Source organism: Streptomyces sp. NBC_00045 (assembly GCF_045041095.1).
In the GTDB taxonomy this organism is placed as follows: Bacteria; Actinomycetota; Actinomycetes; order Streptomycetales; family Streptomycetaceae; genus Streptomyces.
Genome location: NZ_CP108271.1, coordinates 652289 through 666453 on the forward strand (window position 1 = coordinate 652289; position 14165 = coordinate 666453).

Here is a 14165-nt window from a genome sequence, read left to right on the forward strand (position 1 = left end):
CTCCTTGCTGGGACGGTCCCGGTATCGGTCCCGGTGCTGACGGCCGGGCCGCGGCACGGCTGTGCGGGCGGACGGGGGCCGCGGGGCGGCGGTCACTGTGTGAGCCAGTGCCGGACGCGGGCGATGAGGTCGTCGGCGTCGACCGGCTTGGTCACGTAGTCGCTGGCTCCGGCGGCGAGGCTCTTCTCCCGGTCGCCGGGCATCGCCTTGGCGGTGACCGCGATGATGGGAAGGCCTGCGTGGGCCGGCATCCGCCGGATCTCGGCGGTCGCCGCGTACCCGTCGAGCTCGGGCATCATCACGTCCATCAGGATGAGGTCGACGCCCTGGTTGCGGGTGAGCATCTCGATGCCCTTGCGCCCGTCTTCCGCGTGGAGCACGCGGACGCCGTGCAGTTCGAGCACGCCGCTGAGGGCGTACAGGTTGCGCGCGTCGTCGTCGACCACGAGGACGGTGCGTCCGGCCAGGCCGTCGTCGAGCACGTGGGCGGGGGTCTGCGCGCGCTCCGAACCCGCGTGGACGAAGGGCAGGACGTCCCCCGGCTGGTCCGCGGACAGGTGCAGCACGATGCGTTCGCGGAGCTCGTCCAGACTGGACAGCAGCTCCAGGCGGCGCGACGCGGCCCGTTCCCGCAGCGCCGTCTCCTGCCCCCTGTTCAGGCGGGGGTTGTTGTGCGCGAGGACGGGGAGCGAGGAGAGCGCCGGGTCTCCGTCGAGGGCGTCGAGGAAGCGCAGGGCCTCGCCTTCGGGCATGTCGAGTTCGAGGACGACGCAGTGGAAGGAATCCGAAGCGAGGGCGGCGGCGGCTTCCCGCGAGCTCGTGACGCCGACGACCTGGATGCCCGCGGAGTCCCCGGCCGGCCGGTGACGGGGGGCGAAGTCCCGGTCGGCGCTCTCGGCGACGAGGGTGAGCAGGCCGCCCTGGCGTTCCTCGATGACCAGCAGGCGGCGTGCCTGGCGCTGCGCGGGAACGGCCGGCGCGCCCGACTGACCCGCTTCGGCGGGTCCGGCCGCCGCGTGTGGGGCGGGCGCCGGCACGTCGGGGAGCGGGTCCTTCTCGTACTCCGCCCGCCTGACCGGCAGGTAGAGGGTGAAGGTGCTGCCCTGTCCCGGTGTGCTCTCCGCGGTGACGGCGCCGCCGAGGAGCTGGGCGATCTCCCGGCTGATGGAGAGGCCGAGGCCGGTGCCGCCGTACTTGCGGCTGGTGGTGCCGTCGGCCTGCTGGAAGGCGCCGAAGACGGACGCCAGCTGCTGCTCGGGGATGCCGATGCCCGTGTCCCGTACCCGGAAGGCCACCACGGGCCCGCGGCCGGGCAGCCCGGCGGGAACCTCGGGCGCCGTCGCCGGTTCGATCCTGAGCTCGACGCCGCCGCGCTCGGTGAACTTGACGGCGTTGGACAGCAGGTTGCGCAGGACCTGCCGCAGCCGCGAGTCGTCGGTGTGCAGGGCGTCCGGGGCGTCGGGGGCGGTGGTGACGGTGAAGTCGAGGCTCTTTTGCGTGGTCATCGGCCGGAAGGTGGCGTCGACGTACTCCAGCAGCTGCGGCAGGGACACCGCCTCGGGGTTGATGTCCATCTTTCCGGCCTCGACCTTCGACAGGTCGAGGATGTCGTTGATCAGCTGGAGCAGATCGGATCCCGCCGAGTGGATGACGCCCGCGTACTCGACCTGCTTCGGGCTGAGGTTGCGGGTGGGGTTCTGGGCGAGCAGCTGGGCGAGGATCAGCAGGCTGTTGAGTGGGGTGCGCAGCTCGTGGCTCATGTTGGCGAGGAACTCTGACTTGTACTTCGAGGCCAGCGACAACTGTTGGGCACGGGCCTCCAGTTCCTGCCGCGCCTGTTCGATCTCCAGGTTCTTCGCCTCGATGTCGCGGTTCTGGCTGGCGAGGAGGGCCGCCTTCTCCTCCAGTTCGGCGTTGGAGCGCTGGAGTTCCTCCTGCTGCACCTGGAGCTCCGCCGAACGCGCCTGGAGTTCGCCGGTCAGCCGCTGGGACTCTCCGAGGAGCTCGTCCGTGCGGGCGTTGGCGACGATCGTGTTGACGTTGACGCCGATGGTCTCCATCAACTGGCCGAGGAAGTCGCGGTGTACGGGGGTGAACTCGGTGAAGGAGGCGAGTTCGATCACCCCGAGGACCTGGTCGTCCACCACGATCGGCAGGATGATCAGGCTGCCCGGGGTGGTGCGGCCCAGCCCCGAGGAGATGACGTAGTCGCCCGGGACCTGGTCGGTGGCGATGATGCGGTGGCTGCGCGCGGCCTGCCCGACCAGGGACTCCCCGAGGGCGAAGCTGGTGCCCCCGCCGGTGCCGGCGGGACGGCCGTAGGAGCCGACCAGGGTCAGCACGGTGGCGCCGGGACGGTCCTCGGCGAGGTAGAAGGCGCCGTACTGGGCGGCGACCAGCGGTGTCAGCTCGTCCATGACGAGTGCGGCGACGACGGAAAGGTCGCGGTGGCCCTGCATCAGGCCCGAGATCCGGGCCAGGTTGGACTTGAGCCAGTCCTGTTCCTGGTTGGCCCGGGTGGTCTCCCGCAGCGAGCCGACCATCGAGTTGATGTTGTCCTTGAGTTCGGCGACCTCGCCGGAGGCGTCGACGGTGATCGAGCGGGTCAGGTCGCCCTCGGCGACCGCGCTGGCGACCTCGGCGATGGCCCGGACCTGACGGGTGAGGTTCCCGGCCAGTTCGTTGACGTTCTGGGTCAGCCGCTTCCAGGTGCCGGAGACGCCCTCCACCTCGGCCTGACCACCGAGCCGGCCCTCGCTGCCCACCTCGCGGGCCACGCGCGTGACCTCGGCGGCGAACGCGGAGAGCTGGTCGACCATCGTGTTGATGGTCTCCTTCAGCTCCAAGATCTCTCCCCGCGCGTCCACCCGGATCTTCTGCGTCAGGTCGCCCTGGGCCACCGCCGTGGTGACCTGGGCGATCGAACGGACCTGTGCGGTCAGGTTGTCGGCCATGACGTTGACCGATTCCGTGAGGTCCTTCCACGTACCGGAGACGCCCTTGACGTCTGCCTGGCCGCCGAGCCGGCCCTCGGTGCCGACCTCGCGGGCCACCCGCGTGACCTCCCCGGCGAAGGCCGAAAGCTGGTCGACCATCGTGTTGATGGTCTCCTTCAGCTCCAGGATCTCCCCGCGCGCGGTGACGGTGATCTTCTGTGAGAGGTCGCCCTTGGCCACGGCGGTCGCGACCTGGGCGATCGAGCGCACTTGGTCGGTGAGGTTTCCGGCCATGAAGTTGACCGAATCGGTGAGGTCCAGCCAGGCACCGCCGACCCCGGGTACGTCGGCCTGGCCGCCCAGGGTCCCCTCGGTGCCCACCTCGCGGGCCACGCGCGTGACTTCCGACGTGACCAGCGACAACTGGTCGGCCATCCCGTTGAAGACCGTCGCGATCTCGCCGAGCAGTCCGTCCGACGTATCGGGCAGCCGGGTACGGAAGTCCCCGTCCCGCACGGCCGTCAGGCCGGCCAGCAGCCGGCGCAGCTCCGGTTCGCCGATCCCTTCGCCGTTTCCGGGATGCGGCGAACTGCTCAGTGGCTCCGGGCCAGTCCGCTCAGCCATCCGTCAACCCCTCGCCACACGACCGGTCGACGAAGGTTAACGCCGACCCGAAGGACCTTATGGCACGACCGATCACGCTGAAGCAGCGCTTCCGCACACGGACGCGGAAGCCGCGGGTGCGTGGGCGGGCACAGGGTAGACGAATCGGTGACGAACGACACAACGGACGAAATGGAATGGGGTGAGGACGTTGTCGGTCAAGGTCGTGGGCTGGGCACGCTCGTTTCCGGTATCGAGGGGAGTGCGGGCGGCACGGCAGTGGACCGCCGGGCACCTGGACTCGCTGCCGTGGGACGAGTCTGCCGCGGACACGGTGCACTCCGTGCTCCTCAGCGTCTCCGAACTCGTCACCAACGCCCACCTGCACGCGGCCGGCACCGCCCACCTCGTGCTCACGTGGGACGGCCGCTGTCTCCACGTCAGCGTCGCCGACTCCGACCCACGGCTGCCCGGTCCGCCCCGGGCGGACCGGGGTGCCGGCGCCACCTCCGGCCGGGGGCTGGGCATCGTCACCGCCCTGGCGGACTCCTGGGACATCCACGCCTGCCACGGCGGCAAGGCGATCACGGCCTGTTTCCGCCCCCACGGCGGAGCCGACCCCCACGCCGGCCCGCCGACCGCCGGGGGCGGGCCGCGCCGCTCATGAGCCGCCGACGGCGTCCTCGACGCTGGGGTACAGGGACAGGACCGTATCGGCGCCCGTCAGGGCGAAGAGGCGGCGGAGCTGCTCCCCGGGAGCGGCGATCCGCAGGGTCGTCAGACGGTGCACCCGCAGCAGCAGGTTCAGGAACGACGAGTCTCCGAAGGTGACGGAGCCCGCGTCCAGCACCACCAGCCGGTGCCGGTCGGCGGCGGCGGCCAGGGCCTCCTCCAAAGGTGCCAGCGTGTCCTGATCGAGCTCCCCGTGTGCAGCCACCACCCACCCGGTCCCGGCCGGGTAGCCGTCCCCGACCACGCCTTCGTGGTGCGTGTCCCCTGCTCCGGTCATGTCCGCCTCCCCGGATCGTCACCTGTACGGCCTCCGCAAGGGAGTATGCCTGCCCCTCGGCCGTACGGAAGCGCCGGGACCGCAGCACACCGCACCTGGTGGCCGACACTGCCGCCCCGGCGGACCGTCCGGCAAAAAGTTTTCGCGCGTGCCGTGTAAGAAGGAGAAGTCGGGGCATGAGCGCCCGGGCAGCCGTCAGTCAATCGGGAGGGAACGGCCACCATGTCTCGCTCGGCCACCGCCGTAAGCCCCATTCGTGCAACAGACGTGCAGATCACGCCCTCTGTACCCATCGACGGGACCGCGGGAGCCCCACCGCAGGACGTGGCACTGCCCGAGGTGAAGAACCCCCGGGAGGTGGCACCCGGCGACGCACGCGAGCTTTCGCGGCTCTTCTTCGGGAGGCTCCGCACCCTTGAGGAAGGCACGCGCGAGTACCAGTACACCCGCAACACCCTGATCGAGATGAACCTCTCCCTCGTGCAGTTCGCCGCGCGGCGCTTCCGCGCCCGGGTGCTGGGCGGGGGTCTGGACATCGAGGACATCATCCAGGTCGGCACCATCGGCCTCATCAAGGCCATCGACCGCTACGACCCCGAGCGCGAAGTCGAGTTCTCCACGCTCGCCCTCCCGTACATCACCGGTGAGATCAAGCGCTACTTCCGCGACACCACCTGGGCCGTGCACGTACCGCGCCGTCTCCAGGAGCTGCGTACCGAACTCGCCAAGGCCCAGGAGGCCCTCACCGACGTCCTGGGGCGGGCCCCGACGGTCAAGGAGGTCGCCCAGCACCTCGAACTGACCGAGGAGGAGGTCATCGACGGGCTGGTCGCCGCGAACGGCTACACCAGCGGCTCACTGGACACCGCCGGCGCCGACGGCGACGAGCCCGCGACGTCGACGAGCCGGACGACCCGGCCGCTCGCGGACCGCCTCGGTGACGTCGACCCCGCCATGGAGCTCTTCGAGGAGTTCCACACCCTCGCACCCCTGCTGGAGCAGTTGGACGAACGCGACCGGCTGATCCTCCAGTTGCGTTTCGGGCAGGAGAAGACCCAGGCCGAGATCGGCGCCGAGTTGGGCATCTCGCAGATGCAGGTCTCGCGCCTGCTGTCGCGGACGCTGGCCCGGCTGCGCTCCGGAATGCTCTCGGTGTAGGCAGCGGCATGCCACCGGCTCACCGGAACGACGGGTCCGTCCCCCCCGTCGGCGCGCAGGCGCTCTTCGACGACGTGATGTGGGCGGACGCCGTCGTACGGTGCGCGGACGCCGGGAACACCGGGAACACCGGGAACACCGGCACGGGCACGCAGCGGCCGCTCACCGCCCGGCCGCTGCGTGACCGTCCCGGTGCCCTGCTGCACGGCAGCTGCGACCTCGACACCCGGCCGATCCTGTCCGCGGCGCTCGGCGTCGTCACCCGGATCCCCGGCCCGGTCGTCCATCTCGACCTCTCCGGCGTGGCCTTCCTCGACGCCGCCGCCGTCGCCGCTCTGGTACAGGCCAACGCCACCGTCACGGGGCAGGGCCGTCGTCTGCTGCTCCACCACCCGCCATACTCGCTCCGCAAGGTAGTGGAGATGTTCCCGGACGAATGTGCCGCGCTGGAGGTCGCAGCATGATGAACGTATCTGCGTCCACCACCCCCGGGGACTTCGTCCACCCCGCCCTCTTCTACCAGGGTCAGGCGGAGTACGTGGCGGGAGTGGGCGGGTTCGTACGGGCCGCCCTCGCGGCCGACGAACCGGTGCTCGTGGCCGTGCCCGGCCCCCGCCTGGACGCCCTGCGCGAGAGCCTCGACGTCGCCGGGGCCGAGGTCACCTGGGCGGACATGGCGCAGCTGGGCCACAATCCCGGCCGCATCCTGGCCGCCCTGCAGGACTTCGCCGACCGGCAGGCGGACCGGCCGGCCCGAATCGTGGGCGAGCCGATCTGGCCCGGCCGCTCGCAGGCCGAGGTGCTGGAGGCCACGCGTCACGAGGCCCTCATCAACACCGCCTTCGCGGGGCGGCGGGCCACGGTCCTGTGCCCGTACGACGTCCTGGGCCTACCGGCAGCGGTGGTGTCCGATGCCCGGCGGACCCATCCCACCGTGATGACGGACGGCAAGAGCCTGCTCAGCCCGGAGTACGCCGACGCCGCGTCGGTCAGCGCCGACTGCGACCGCCCGCTACCCGAACCCGACGGGGGTGTGCCCCGGTTCGCCTACGCACTCGGGGAGCTGGGCGAGGTACGCGCGTACACCGAGGCCTGGGCCCGCGGCACGGCCCTGGGTGCGGCCCGGCGCGGCGATCTGATCCTCGCGGTCAGCGAGGCCGCCGCCAACTCCCTCGCCCACGGCGGCGGGAGCGGATCGCTGCGGCTGTGGAGCAGCGGCGGCGCCGGGGTCGTGGCCGAGATCCGCGACGCGGGCCGTCTGTCCGACCCGCTGGCGGGGCGCCGCCGCCCGTCCCTGGCATCGGTCAACGGGGGCCGCGGCCTGTGGATGATCCATCAGCTGTGCGACCTGGTCGAGGTCCGCGCCTGCGACAGCGGCCTCACTCTGAGGATGCACATGGCATGCTCCTGAGAGCGGCGGGTCCCCTAAACTGTCACGGGCATGCTCGGGTGGTGTCCCTTCAGGGGGACCCACGCGCAGTACGCGGCGCCGAGACCGCAGCATGCCGAGTGGGGGCCGATCGGGACCACAGGGGTCCCGGCGAGCAGAGAGACCAGTGTCAATGGTGGGGGTGAGGTACCACAGTGGAAACCATCGGACCGGGAACCGGCGATCCACTGCGCACCGGGCCTTCCGCCGTGGTGCAGCGCCGTCGCCTCGCCCTGTCCGGCGTCCGCGGCCACGTCGCCAAGGGCCGCGACTTCACCCGCGGGGCCTTGCAGGACTGGGGTTGGGACGGGACCGAAACCTCCGAGGACGCCCTGCTCCTCGTGTCCGAGCTGCTGACCAACGCATCGCTGCACGCGGGTGGTTGCGTCGAGCTCGTGGTCTCCGCCGGTGAGGTCCTGCGGATCGAGGTGTTCGACGGCTCGACGACGCTGCCGCGCCGCCACCCGTCCCCGCAGCGCGGCCTTCCGGGCGGACACGGCCTCTACATCGTGCAGCGCCTCTCGGATCGCTGGGGCACCCAGACCCATGAGCACGGCAAGGCCGTCTGGGCCGAGATAGCGGCGTCGCGGCTGACTTCGGGCAGGCCCACCAGCCGCTGACCCGGCCGGCCCGGTGTTCCCGTACGGGAGCGTCATTTGCGGGAGACGGGGGCAGGCGCGCGGTATGACATCGAATGCGCTCACCTCCCTGGCCCTGACCGCGACGCCCGGTCCCGCCTGGGTCCACCTGGTCGTCATCGCCTTCGCCCTCCTGGTCCTCGTCCGCACCCTGGCCCGCCACCGGTAGGAATCACGCCTCCGGGGCAGACGCGCAGGAGTCAGTGGACCCAGCAGGCCCGGGAAGGAACAACACCATGACATCCGTGGCAGCCGCGGCACGTCCGAGGATCCTGGTGGTGGGCGCCGGCTTCGCCGGTGTGGAGTGCGTACGCCGCCTGGAGCGGCGCCTCTCCCCCGCCGAGGCGGAGATCACCCTCGTCACCCCGTCCTCCTTCCAGCTGTACCTGCCGCTGCTACCGCAGGTCGCCGCCGGTGTGTTGACCCCACAGTCGATCGCCGTGTCCCTGCGCCGCAGCCGCCGGCACCGTACCCGCATCGTCCCCGGCGGCGCCGTCGGCGTGGACACCGGGGCGAAGGTGTGCGTCGTACGCAAGATCTCGGGCGAGACGGCGCCGCTGCCCTACGACCACCTGGTCCTGGCCCCGGGCAGCGTCACCCGCTCCTTCGACATCCCCGGGCTCGCCGAGCACGCCCGCGGCATGAAGACCCTCGCCGAGGCCGCCCACCTGCGCGATCACGTCATCGCGCAGCTCGATCTCGCCGATGCCTGCGAGGACGGGGCGGAGCGTACGTCCCGGCTCTGCTTCGTCGTCGTGGGCGGCGGCTACGCCGGCACCGAGACGGCGGCCTGCCTGCAGCGGCTCACCCACCACGCGGTCCGGCGCTACCCGCGTCTGGACCCGCGGCAGATCCGCTGGCACCTCGTGGACATCGCGCCGACGCTGATGCCCGAACTCGGCGAGGCCCTCGGGGCATCGGCTCTGGACGTGCTGAGGCGGCGCGGCATCGAGGTGTCGCTCGGTGTGTCCGTCGCCAAGGCCGGGCCGGACGAGGTGACGCTCACCGACGGCCGCGTCCTGCGCAGCCGCACCCTGATCTGGACCGCGGGGGTGGCCGCCAGCCCGCTGATCGCCACCCTGGAGGCCGACACCGATCGCGGGCGGCTCGTGGTCTCCCCCGACCTGACGGTGCCCGGCCTTCCCGGAGTCCTCGCGCTCGGCGACGCGGCCGCGGTGCCCGACCTCGCCGCGGGCCGGGACGGGGCCGTCTGTCCGCCGACGGCCCAGCACGCGCAGCGGCAGGGGCGCACGGCCGCGGACAACCTCATCGCGACGCTGCGGCACGGGCCGCTGCGACCGTACCGGCACGAGGACCTCGGGCTGGTGGTGGACCTCGGCGGACGCGACGGAGTCTCCAGGCCGCTCGGCATCGAGCTGCGCGGACTGCCCGCGCAGGCGGTGGCGCGGGGGTACCACTGGACGGCGCTGCGCACCCATGTGGCCAGGACGAGGGTGCTGACCAACTGGCTCCTCAACGCGGTTGCGGGCGACGACTTCGTGCGGACGGGCTTCCAGGCGTGGAAGCCGCCGACGCTGCGGGAGTTCGAACACGCCGACGCGTACCTGACGCCCGAACAGGTCCGGGAACATTCGGCTTCCCTTCGCGCGGGGCGCCTGCCGTAACCGGGGGGCGTGCCGGCTCCGCGGGCCGGGGTGGCGTTCGCGGGGTATCCGCGGGGCACGGAAACCTCTTCGGATCGGCCGGGTGGCTCGCGGCGCCCGTGGTGGGGGCGGATCGCCGTCGTGCTGGCGGTGGCCGCGGTGCCGGTCGTGCTCGTGGCGCGCTTCGGGCCGGCGGCGGGATTCGGCGGTCTCTTCGGCGAGGAGACCCGGGACCGCTCCGGCCCGGCCCTGCTCAAGTCCATCCAGGACACGCACCGTTACGAGGCGGCCGTCGGCAACTTCCAGGTGGTCGTGGACCTGGAGAAGGACGCGGCGTTCCTGCCGGACGCCATCCGCGGAACCCGCACCCTGTACGTGGACGCCGGCACGGTCAGCGGATACGTCGACCTGGGCGGGCCGGGCGAGCGGAACGTGTCCGTGAACGGCGATCGCACCACGGCGTCGATCCGCCTGCCGCACGCGGTGCTCGGCACGGCAGCCCTCGACCCGAACCGCTGGTACGCGGTGTCCAAGCAGCGGGGCCTGCTCGACCGGATCGGCGATCTGTTCTCCGACAACCGGGCCGGTGAGCAGGCCGTGCAGAAGCTCGCCGCGCAGCACATCGGCGAGGCGGCCCGCGACAGCGGCCTCGCGGAGCGCGCCGAGAAGAACACCACGGCAATGTTGGAGGGGCTCCTGCGTTCCCTCGGCTTCCGTGAGGTCACGCTCGCGTACGGCTGAGGGGTGCGGCCCGCTCCGGCGGGTCGCACCCGTTTCACCCTGCGGATCCCCCGGTGGCGGGGCCGTCGTGGACCGCGGCGATGACGAACGCATGCCCCGCGGGGTCGGCGTAACGGCGCACGGTGGTGCGGCTGTCCGGCCGGTGGCCGCCGTCCTCGGCGGCCACCGGGCGGGCCCCGAGGGCCACGGCCTCGCGCTCGGCCTCGTCGAGGCAGGATGCCGCCACGAGGATGCGCAGATGCGCCTGTCGGGAGTCCTCCGGAGGCGGCCAGCTCGGCGGGACGTGGTCGGGGTCGCGGCGGACGCCGAGTACCGCGCCGGCGGGGCCGGTGACGAGGAGGAGCTCCCCGTCGTCCGGGGCGGGTCCGGCCGTGGCGCCGAGCAGTTCGGCGTAGAACCGGGCCAGCAGCTCGGGCTCGGCACTGTCCAGGACGAGAACGGTCGTCTTCGATACGGTCATGCAGGCCGTTTGCCCTGGGCCCGCCCCCGTACACGGCGCGTGGACGGGCACCCGGGGGGGTCAGCGGCCCGGGGCGCGCCGGGACCCCGGCTCGTCCAAGGTCACTTCCCATCCGTTCGCGTCCTGACCGCTGTCCGCGGCGCGACCCGCGCCGGCCTTCGGCGACGGCGCGAGGACCAGGCGGGGCAGGGCGTCCGGGTGCTTCTCCGAGAGCCAGGCGACCAGCTGTTCCCGAACGGCGCAGCGCACCGTCCACAGGTCGTCGGCGTCCTTGGCCGTGACGATCGCGCGCACGACCATGGCGGAGGGAGTCGTCTCGGTGACGGCGACGTCCCAGCCACGGCCGTCCCACTGCGGGCAGTGGTGCAGGATCTCGTGCACCTTGTCGCGGATGAGGTCCACGGGAGCGCGGTGGTCGCAGTGGAGGAAGACGGTCCCGGTCATCTGGGCTCCGCCGCGGGACCAGTTCTCGAAGGGCCGGGTCGTGAAGTACGAGACGGGCATGGTGATGCGGCGCTCGTCCCAGGTCCGTACGGCGAGGAAGGTGAGAGTGATGTCTTCCACCACTCCCCACTCGCCGGCGACCACCACCGTGTCGCCGATGCGCACCATGTCGCCGAAGGCGATCTGGAAGCCGGCGAAGAGGTTCCCGAGGGTGGACTGGGCCGCGACGCCGGCCACGATTCCTATGATGCCGGCGGAGGCGAGCACGGACGTGCCGAGCGCGCGGAAGCTGGGGAAGGTGAGGAGCATCGCCGCGGCTGCGACGACGGCGACGACGACGGTCACGACCCGTGTGATCAGGGTGACCTGGGTGCGGACCCGGCGGAGCCTGGCCGGGTCACGAGTGCCGGCCGCGTAGCGGGCGTAGCCGGATTCGACGACGGCCGAGGCCACCCCCACGATCAGCCAGGCGCCGGCGCCGATCAGCGCGAGCGAGAGGGCGCGGCCGACGGCGGCCTCGTGCTCCTGCAGCGGGCGCCACGCGGTCTGCCGGTGGGCTCCCCTGAGCAGGGCGGCGAGCAGCACGATCTGTAGGGCGCGGCGGCAGCGGCGCAGCGAGTTCCACAGGGGTGTTTCCGGGTGGCGCGCGTCGGCCCGGCGCAGGAGCAGGTCGGCGGCCCATCCGGCCGCAGCGGTGAGGAGGAGCGAGCCTCCCAGGACGGTCAGCAAGCGAAGAGCGTGGTTCATGTCTCCTCGGCGGATGTAGGCGGCATGGACTTCCACGCGCATGCCCAGACGAGGAGGTGCGACACGCGGGACCTCCTGCGCAGCGAGTGCCGGCCGCACTGCGGCGTACGCAAGAGCCGCCGGTCCCGCCCCTGCGGACGGGGGTGGGACCGGCGGCGGCCGTCGGATGCGGCGGGCCTGCGGAGGGCCTACTCGCCGCGTCCGCTGAGGAAGTCCCGCGCACGGTCGACCAGTCCCGTGCCGGCGGACAGCAGCCGGTGGTGCGGCTGCGCGGCCAGGGCTCCGGGGTGCGGGCGGGTCGGCGCGAACCTCTTGGCCCGGCGCACCCGGTCGCCCAGCGTCTGGAGGGCCTCCGCTGAGCAGGCATGGCGGAGTCGGGGGAAAAGGTTCTGTTCCTCGTCGTACACGTGCGCGGTGACCTCCGCCCTCAAGACGGCGATCAGCCGGTCGAACTCCGGTCCCGCAGCGTCCAGCCCCTCCAGGTCCTTCAGCAGCTTCTCGACGCGCGCGTGGTCGGCGAGTTCCTTGTCCGCGATGAGGTCGCCGTCCGGGAAGTGCTCCCGGACCGCCGGATAGAGGTGTTCCTCCTCCGCAACCGAATGCCGCACCAGTTCGATGGTCAGCTGTTCGGCCGCCTTCTGCCGTTCGCCCGCCGGGGTGGTGTGCTCGATCCTGTCGAACAGCCGGTCCACCTCCCGGTGGTCGACGGTCAGTTCGGCGATGATGTCCCCTGCGTGTCCCATGCCGTTGTTCCTTCCCGTTCGGCCTCGGCCGGCGGTGCGCGCCGGTCGCTGCGCGCGTACCCGGGATGACGCAGCGCTAACGGGAGGCCGCCGGTCCGCGGCGGCCGCCGCATGGCGCGCCCGGGGGCGGGTAGCCGGGCCTTGAAAGGTCTGGAGACGGCGACCGGCACCCCCGCGGTGCCGGGCCGCCGGCGATACGGAAGGGGTACACGTGTCACACGTCGAGGAGTATGTCGAGGTCAACGTCCCCGTGCGCACGGCCTACAACCAGTGGACGCAGTTCGAGGACTTCCCGGTCTTCATGGAAGGGGTCGAGCGCATCGACCAGCGCACGGACACGCTGACCCACTGGGTGACGAACGTGAACGGTGTGCAGCGCGAGTTCGACGCGCAGATCACCGAACAGCTCCCGGACCGGCGCGTCGCGTGGATGACGGTGGACGGGGAGGCGCGCCAGGCGGGCCTGGTCGTCTTCCAGCCGATCGACGCGACCACCACCAAGGTCGTCCTGCACATGAACTGGGCGCCCGACGGCCTGGCCGAGACGGCCGCCGACAAGCTGGGCTTCGTCAAGCGCCAGGTGGCCGGCGATCTGAAGCGCTTCAAACTGTTCATCGAGGGGCGCGGGGTCGAGACGGGCGCTTGGCGGGGCGAGGTCTGACCGCGATGAGACGCGGGGACGGGGGCAAGGGCGTCCGGGCCGCGTCCCGCGGCGGCGGGCTCCGGGAGGTCACGGCCCGCTGTGGTCTGCTCGCGCGCGGGGTGCTGTACGTGCTGATCGGGATGCTGGCCCTGCGCGTGGCCTCCGGTGACCCCGCAGCCAAGGAGGCCGACCGCCAGGGTGCCCTCCAGGAGCTCGTGGAAAAGCCCTTCGGCAGCGTCCTCGTCTGGGCCGTCGGCATCGGGCTCGTCTGCATGATGCTGTGGCGCTCGTCGGAGGCGGTGTTCGGCGCGGCCGGGGCGGACGGTGACGAGCCCGTGAAGCGGCTGGCCTCGGCGGGCCGGACGGTCTTCTACGCGGTGGTCGCCTTCTCCGTCCTGTCGTTCGCCGCGGGCGGTGGCGGACGCTCCGGGGACGAGCAGTCGCGCGATGTGACGGCCAGGGCGCTGGACCTCCCCGCCGGCCAGTGGCTGGTGGGCGCGGCAGGGCTCGGGATCGCCCTTGCGGGCGTGGTCATCGCGGTGCAGGCAGCGCGACGCAGCTTCCGCAGGCACCTCGCCATGGGCGGGGTCCCCGCGTGGGGGCGCAGGGCCGTCGGTTTCCTCGGGGTGAGCGGCGGCCTGGCCCGGGGCGCCGTGTTCGCGGCGGCCGGCGGCTTCGTCGCGTACGCCGCGGTGCGCTACGACCCCGAGCAGGCGAAGGGCGTCGACGACACCCTGAGGTCGTTCGCCGCAACCGCGGCGGGGCCGTGGCTCCTGGTCGCGGTCGCCGTCGGGCTGATGCTCTTCGGGGTGTTCTCCTGGGCGATGGCCCGGTGGCGCGAGGTCTGAGACGGGCCCGTCGGCGGCGGTAGGACAGGACGGATGCGGCGGCTCAAGGGTGTTACCCGCCGAAGGGAAACGGAATCCGTGGGTATCTCGGCCAAGTTGCCCGTATGCCCCTGAGCGCCCCCCGCAGTGACGTTCCATCGGCCTGTATGGGGGCACCCGTGG

15 protein-coding genes are annotated in these 14165 nt (G+C 72.1%); 10 read left to right on the top strand and 5 right to left on the bottom strand.

Translation table 11 applies throughout. The features are described 5' to 3' along the window. Positions 1-92: 92 nt before the first annotated feature. Positions 93-3560, bottom strand: a complete 3468-nt coding sequence (locus tag OHA65_RS03255) for a HAMP domain-containing protein (protein ID WP_405761106.1) — start codon at positions 3558-3560, stop codon at positions 93-95. A 181-nt stretch (positions 3561-3741) separates the two neighbouring features. Here OHA65_RS03255 and OHA65_RS03260 point away from each other — a divergent pair, with 181 nt between their 5' ends. Next, complete coding sequence (locus OHA65_RS03260) at positions 3742-4206, top strand: ATP-binding protein (protein WP_327281543.1); 465 nt, start codon at positions 3742-3744, stop codon at positions 4204-4206. Here OHA65_RS03260 and OHA65_RS03265 read toward each other — a convergent pair. Beyond that, positions 4201-4548 (bottom strand): STAS domain-containing protein, encoded by a 348-nt coding sequence (locus OHA65_RS03265; protein WP_327281544.1) that lies wholly within the window; start codon positions 4546-4548, stop codon positions 4201-4203. The genes OHA65_RS03260 and OHA65_RS03265 overlap by 6 nt on opposite strands. 222 nt (positions 4549-4770) lie before the next feature. On the opposite strand from OHA65_RS03265, the gene OHA65_RS03270 reads away from it, so the two are divergent. From OHA65_RS03270 to OHA65_RS03300, 7 genes are all read left to right on the top strand, one after another. Next, positions 4771-5706, top strand: a complete 936-nt coding sequence (locus OHA65_RS03270) for a SigB/SigF/SigG family RNA polymerase sigma factor (RefSeq protein WP_327281545.1) — start codon at positions 4771-4773, stop codon at positions 5704-5706. Positions 5707-5714: 8 nt separating this feature from the next. Continuing rightward, positions 5715-6170 (top strand): STAS domain-containing protein, encoded by a 456-nt coding sequence (locus OHA65_RS03275; protein ID WP_327281546.1) that lies wholly within the window; start codon positions 5715-5717, stop codon positions 6168-6170. Beyond that, positions 6167-7117, top strand: coding sequence for a sensor histidine kinase (locus tag OHA65_RS03280; RefSeq protein ID WP_327281547.1), 951 nt, complete (start codon positions 6167-6169; stop codon positions 7115-7117). Before OHA65_RS03275 ends, OHA65_RS03280 begins: the two co-directional genes overlap by 4 nt. Positions 7118-7290: 173 nt before the next feature. After that, positions 7291-7755 (top strand): ATP-binding protein, encoded by a 465-nt coding sequence (locus tag OHA65_RS03285; RefSeq protein WP_327281548.1) that lies wholly within the window; start codon positions 7291-7293, stop codon positions 7753-7755. A gap of 64 nt (positions 7756-7819) precedes the next feature. Further along, positions 7820-7942 carry a hypothetical protein gene (locus OHA65_RS03290; protein WP_327281549.1) on the top strand — a complete coding sequence of 41 codons (123 nt, stop codon included), beginning with the start codon at positions 7820-7822 and terminating at the stop codon, positions 7940-7942. A gap of 67 nt (positions 7943-8009) precedes the next feature. After that, positions 8010-9398: an NAD(P)/FAD-dependent oxidoreductase gene (locus OHA65_RS03295; RefSeq protein WP_405761109.1), complete on the top strand. Its 1389-nt coding sequence runs from the start codon at positions 8010-8012 to the stop codon at positions 9396-9398. A 123-nt stretch (positions 9399-9521) separates the two neighbouring features. After that, complete coding sequence (locus OHA65_RS03300; protein WP_405763364.1) at positions 9522-10118, top strand: DUF4230 domain-containing protein; 597 nt, start codon at positions 9522-9524, stop codon at positions 10116-10118. 34 nt (positions 10119-10152) lie between these two features. Here OHA65_RS03300 and OHA65_RS03305 read toward each other — a convergent pair whose 3' ends face one another. The 3 genes from OHA65_RS03305 to OHA65_RS03315 form a co-directional block, all read right to left on the bottom strand. Further along, complete coding sequence (locus tag OHA65_RS03305; RefSeq protein WP_405761111.1) at positions 10153-10578, bottom strand: VOC family protein; 426 nt, start codon at positions 10576-10578, stop codon at positions 10153-10155. A 60-nt stretch (positions 10579-10638) separates the two neighbouring features. Then, complete coding sequence (locus OHA65_RS03310) at positions 10639-11769, bottom strand: mechanosensitive ion channel family protein (protein WP_405761114.1); 1131 nt, start codon at positions 11767-11769, stop codon at positions 10639-10641. Positions 11770-11957: 188 nt separating this feature from the next. Then, entirely contained in the window at positions 11958-12512 is a 555-nt protein-coding gene (locus OHA65_RS03315; protein WP_328761470.1) for a hemerythrin domain-containing protein, read from the bottom strand. Between the two features lie 211 nt (positions 12513-12723). On the opposite strand from OHA65_RS03315, the gene OHA65_RS03320 reads away from it, so the two are divergent. Both OHA65_RS03320 and OHA65_RS03325 read left to right on the top strand, forming a co-directional pair. Next, positions 12724-13173 (top strand): SRPBCC family protein, encoded by a 450-nt coding sequence (locus OHA65_RS03320; RefSeq protein ID WP_327281554.1) that lies wholly within the window; start codon positions 12724-12726, stop codon positions 13171-13173. A gap of 5 nt (positions 13174-13178) precedes the next feature. Further along, a complete protein-coding gene (locus OHA65_RS03325) occupies positions 13179-14003 on the top strand; it encodes a DUF1206 domain-containing protein (RefSeq protein WP_329312534.1) in 825 nt (274 codons plus the stop codon). Positions 14004-14165: the final 162 nt, after the last annotated feature.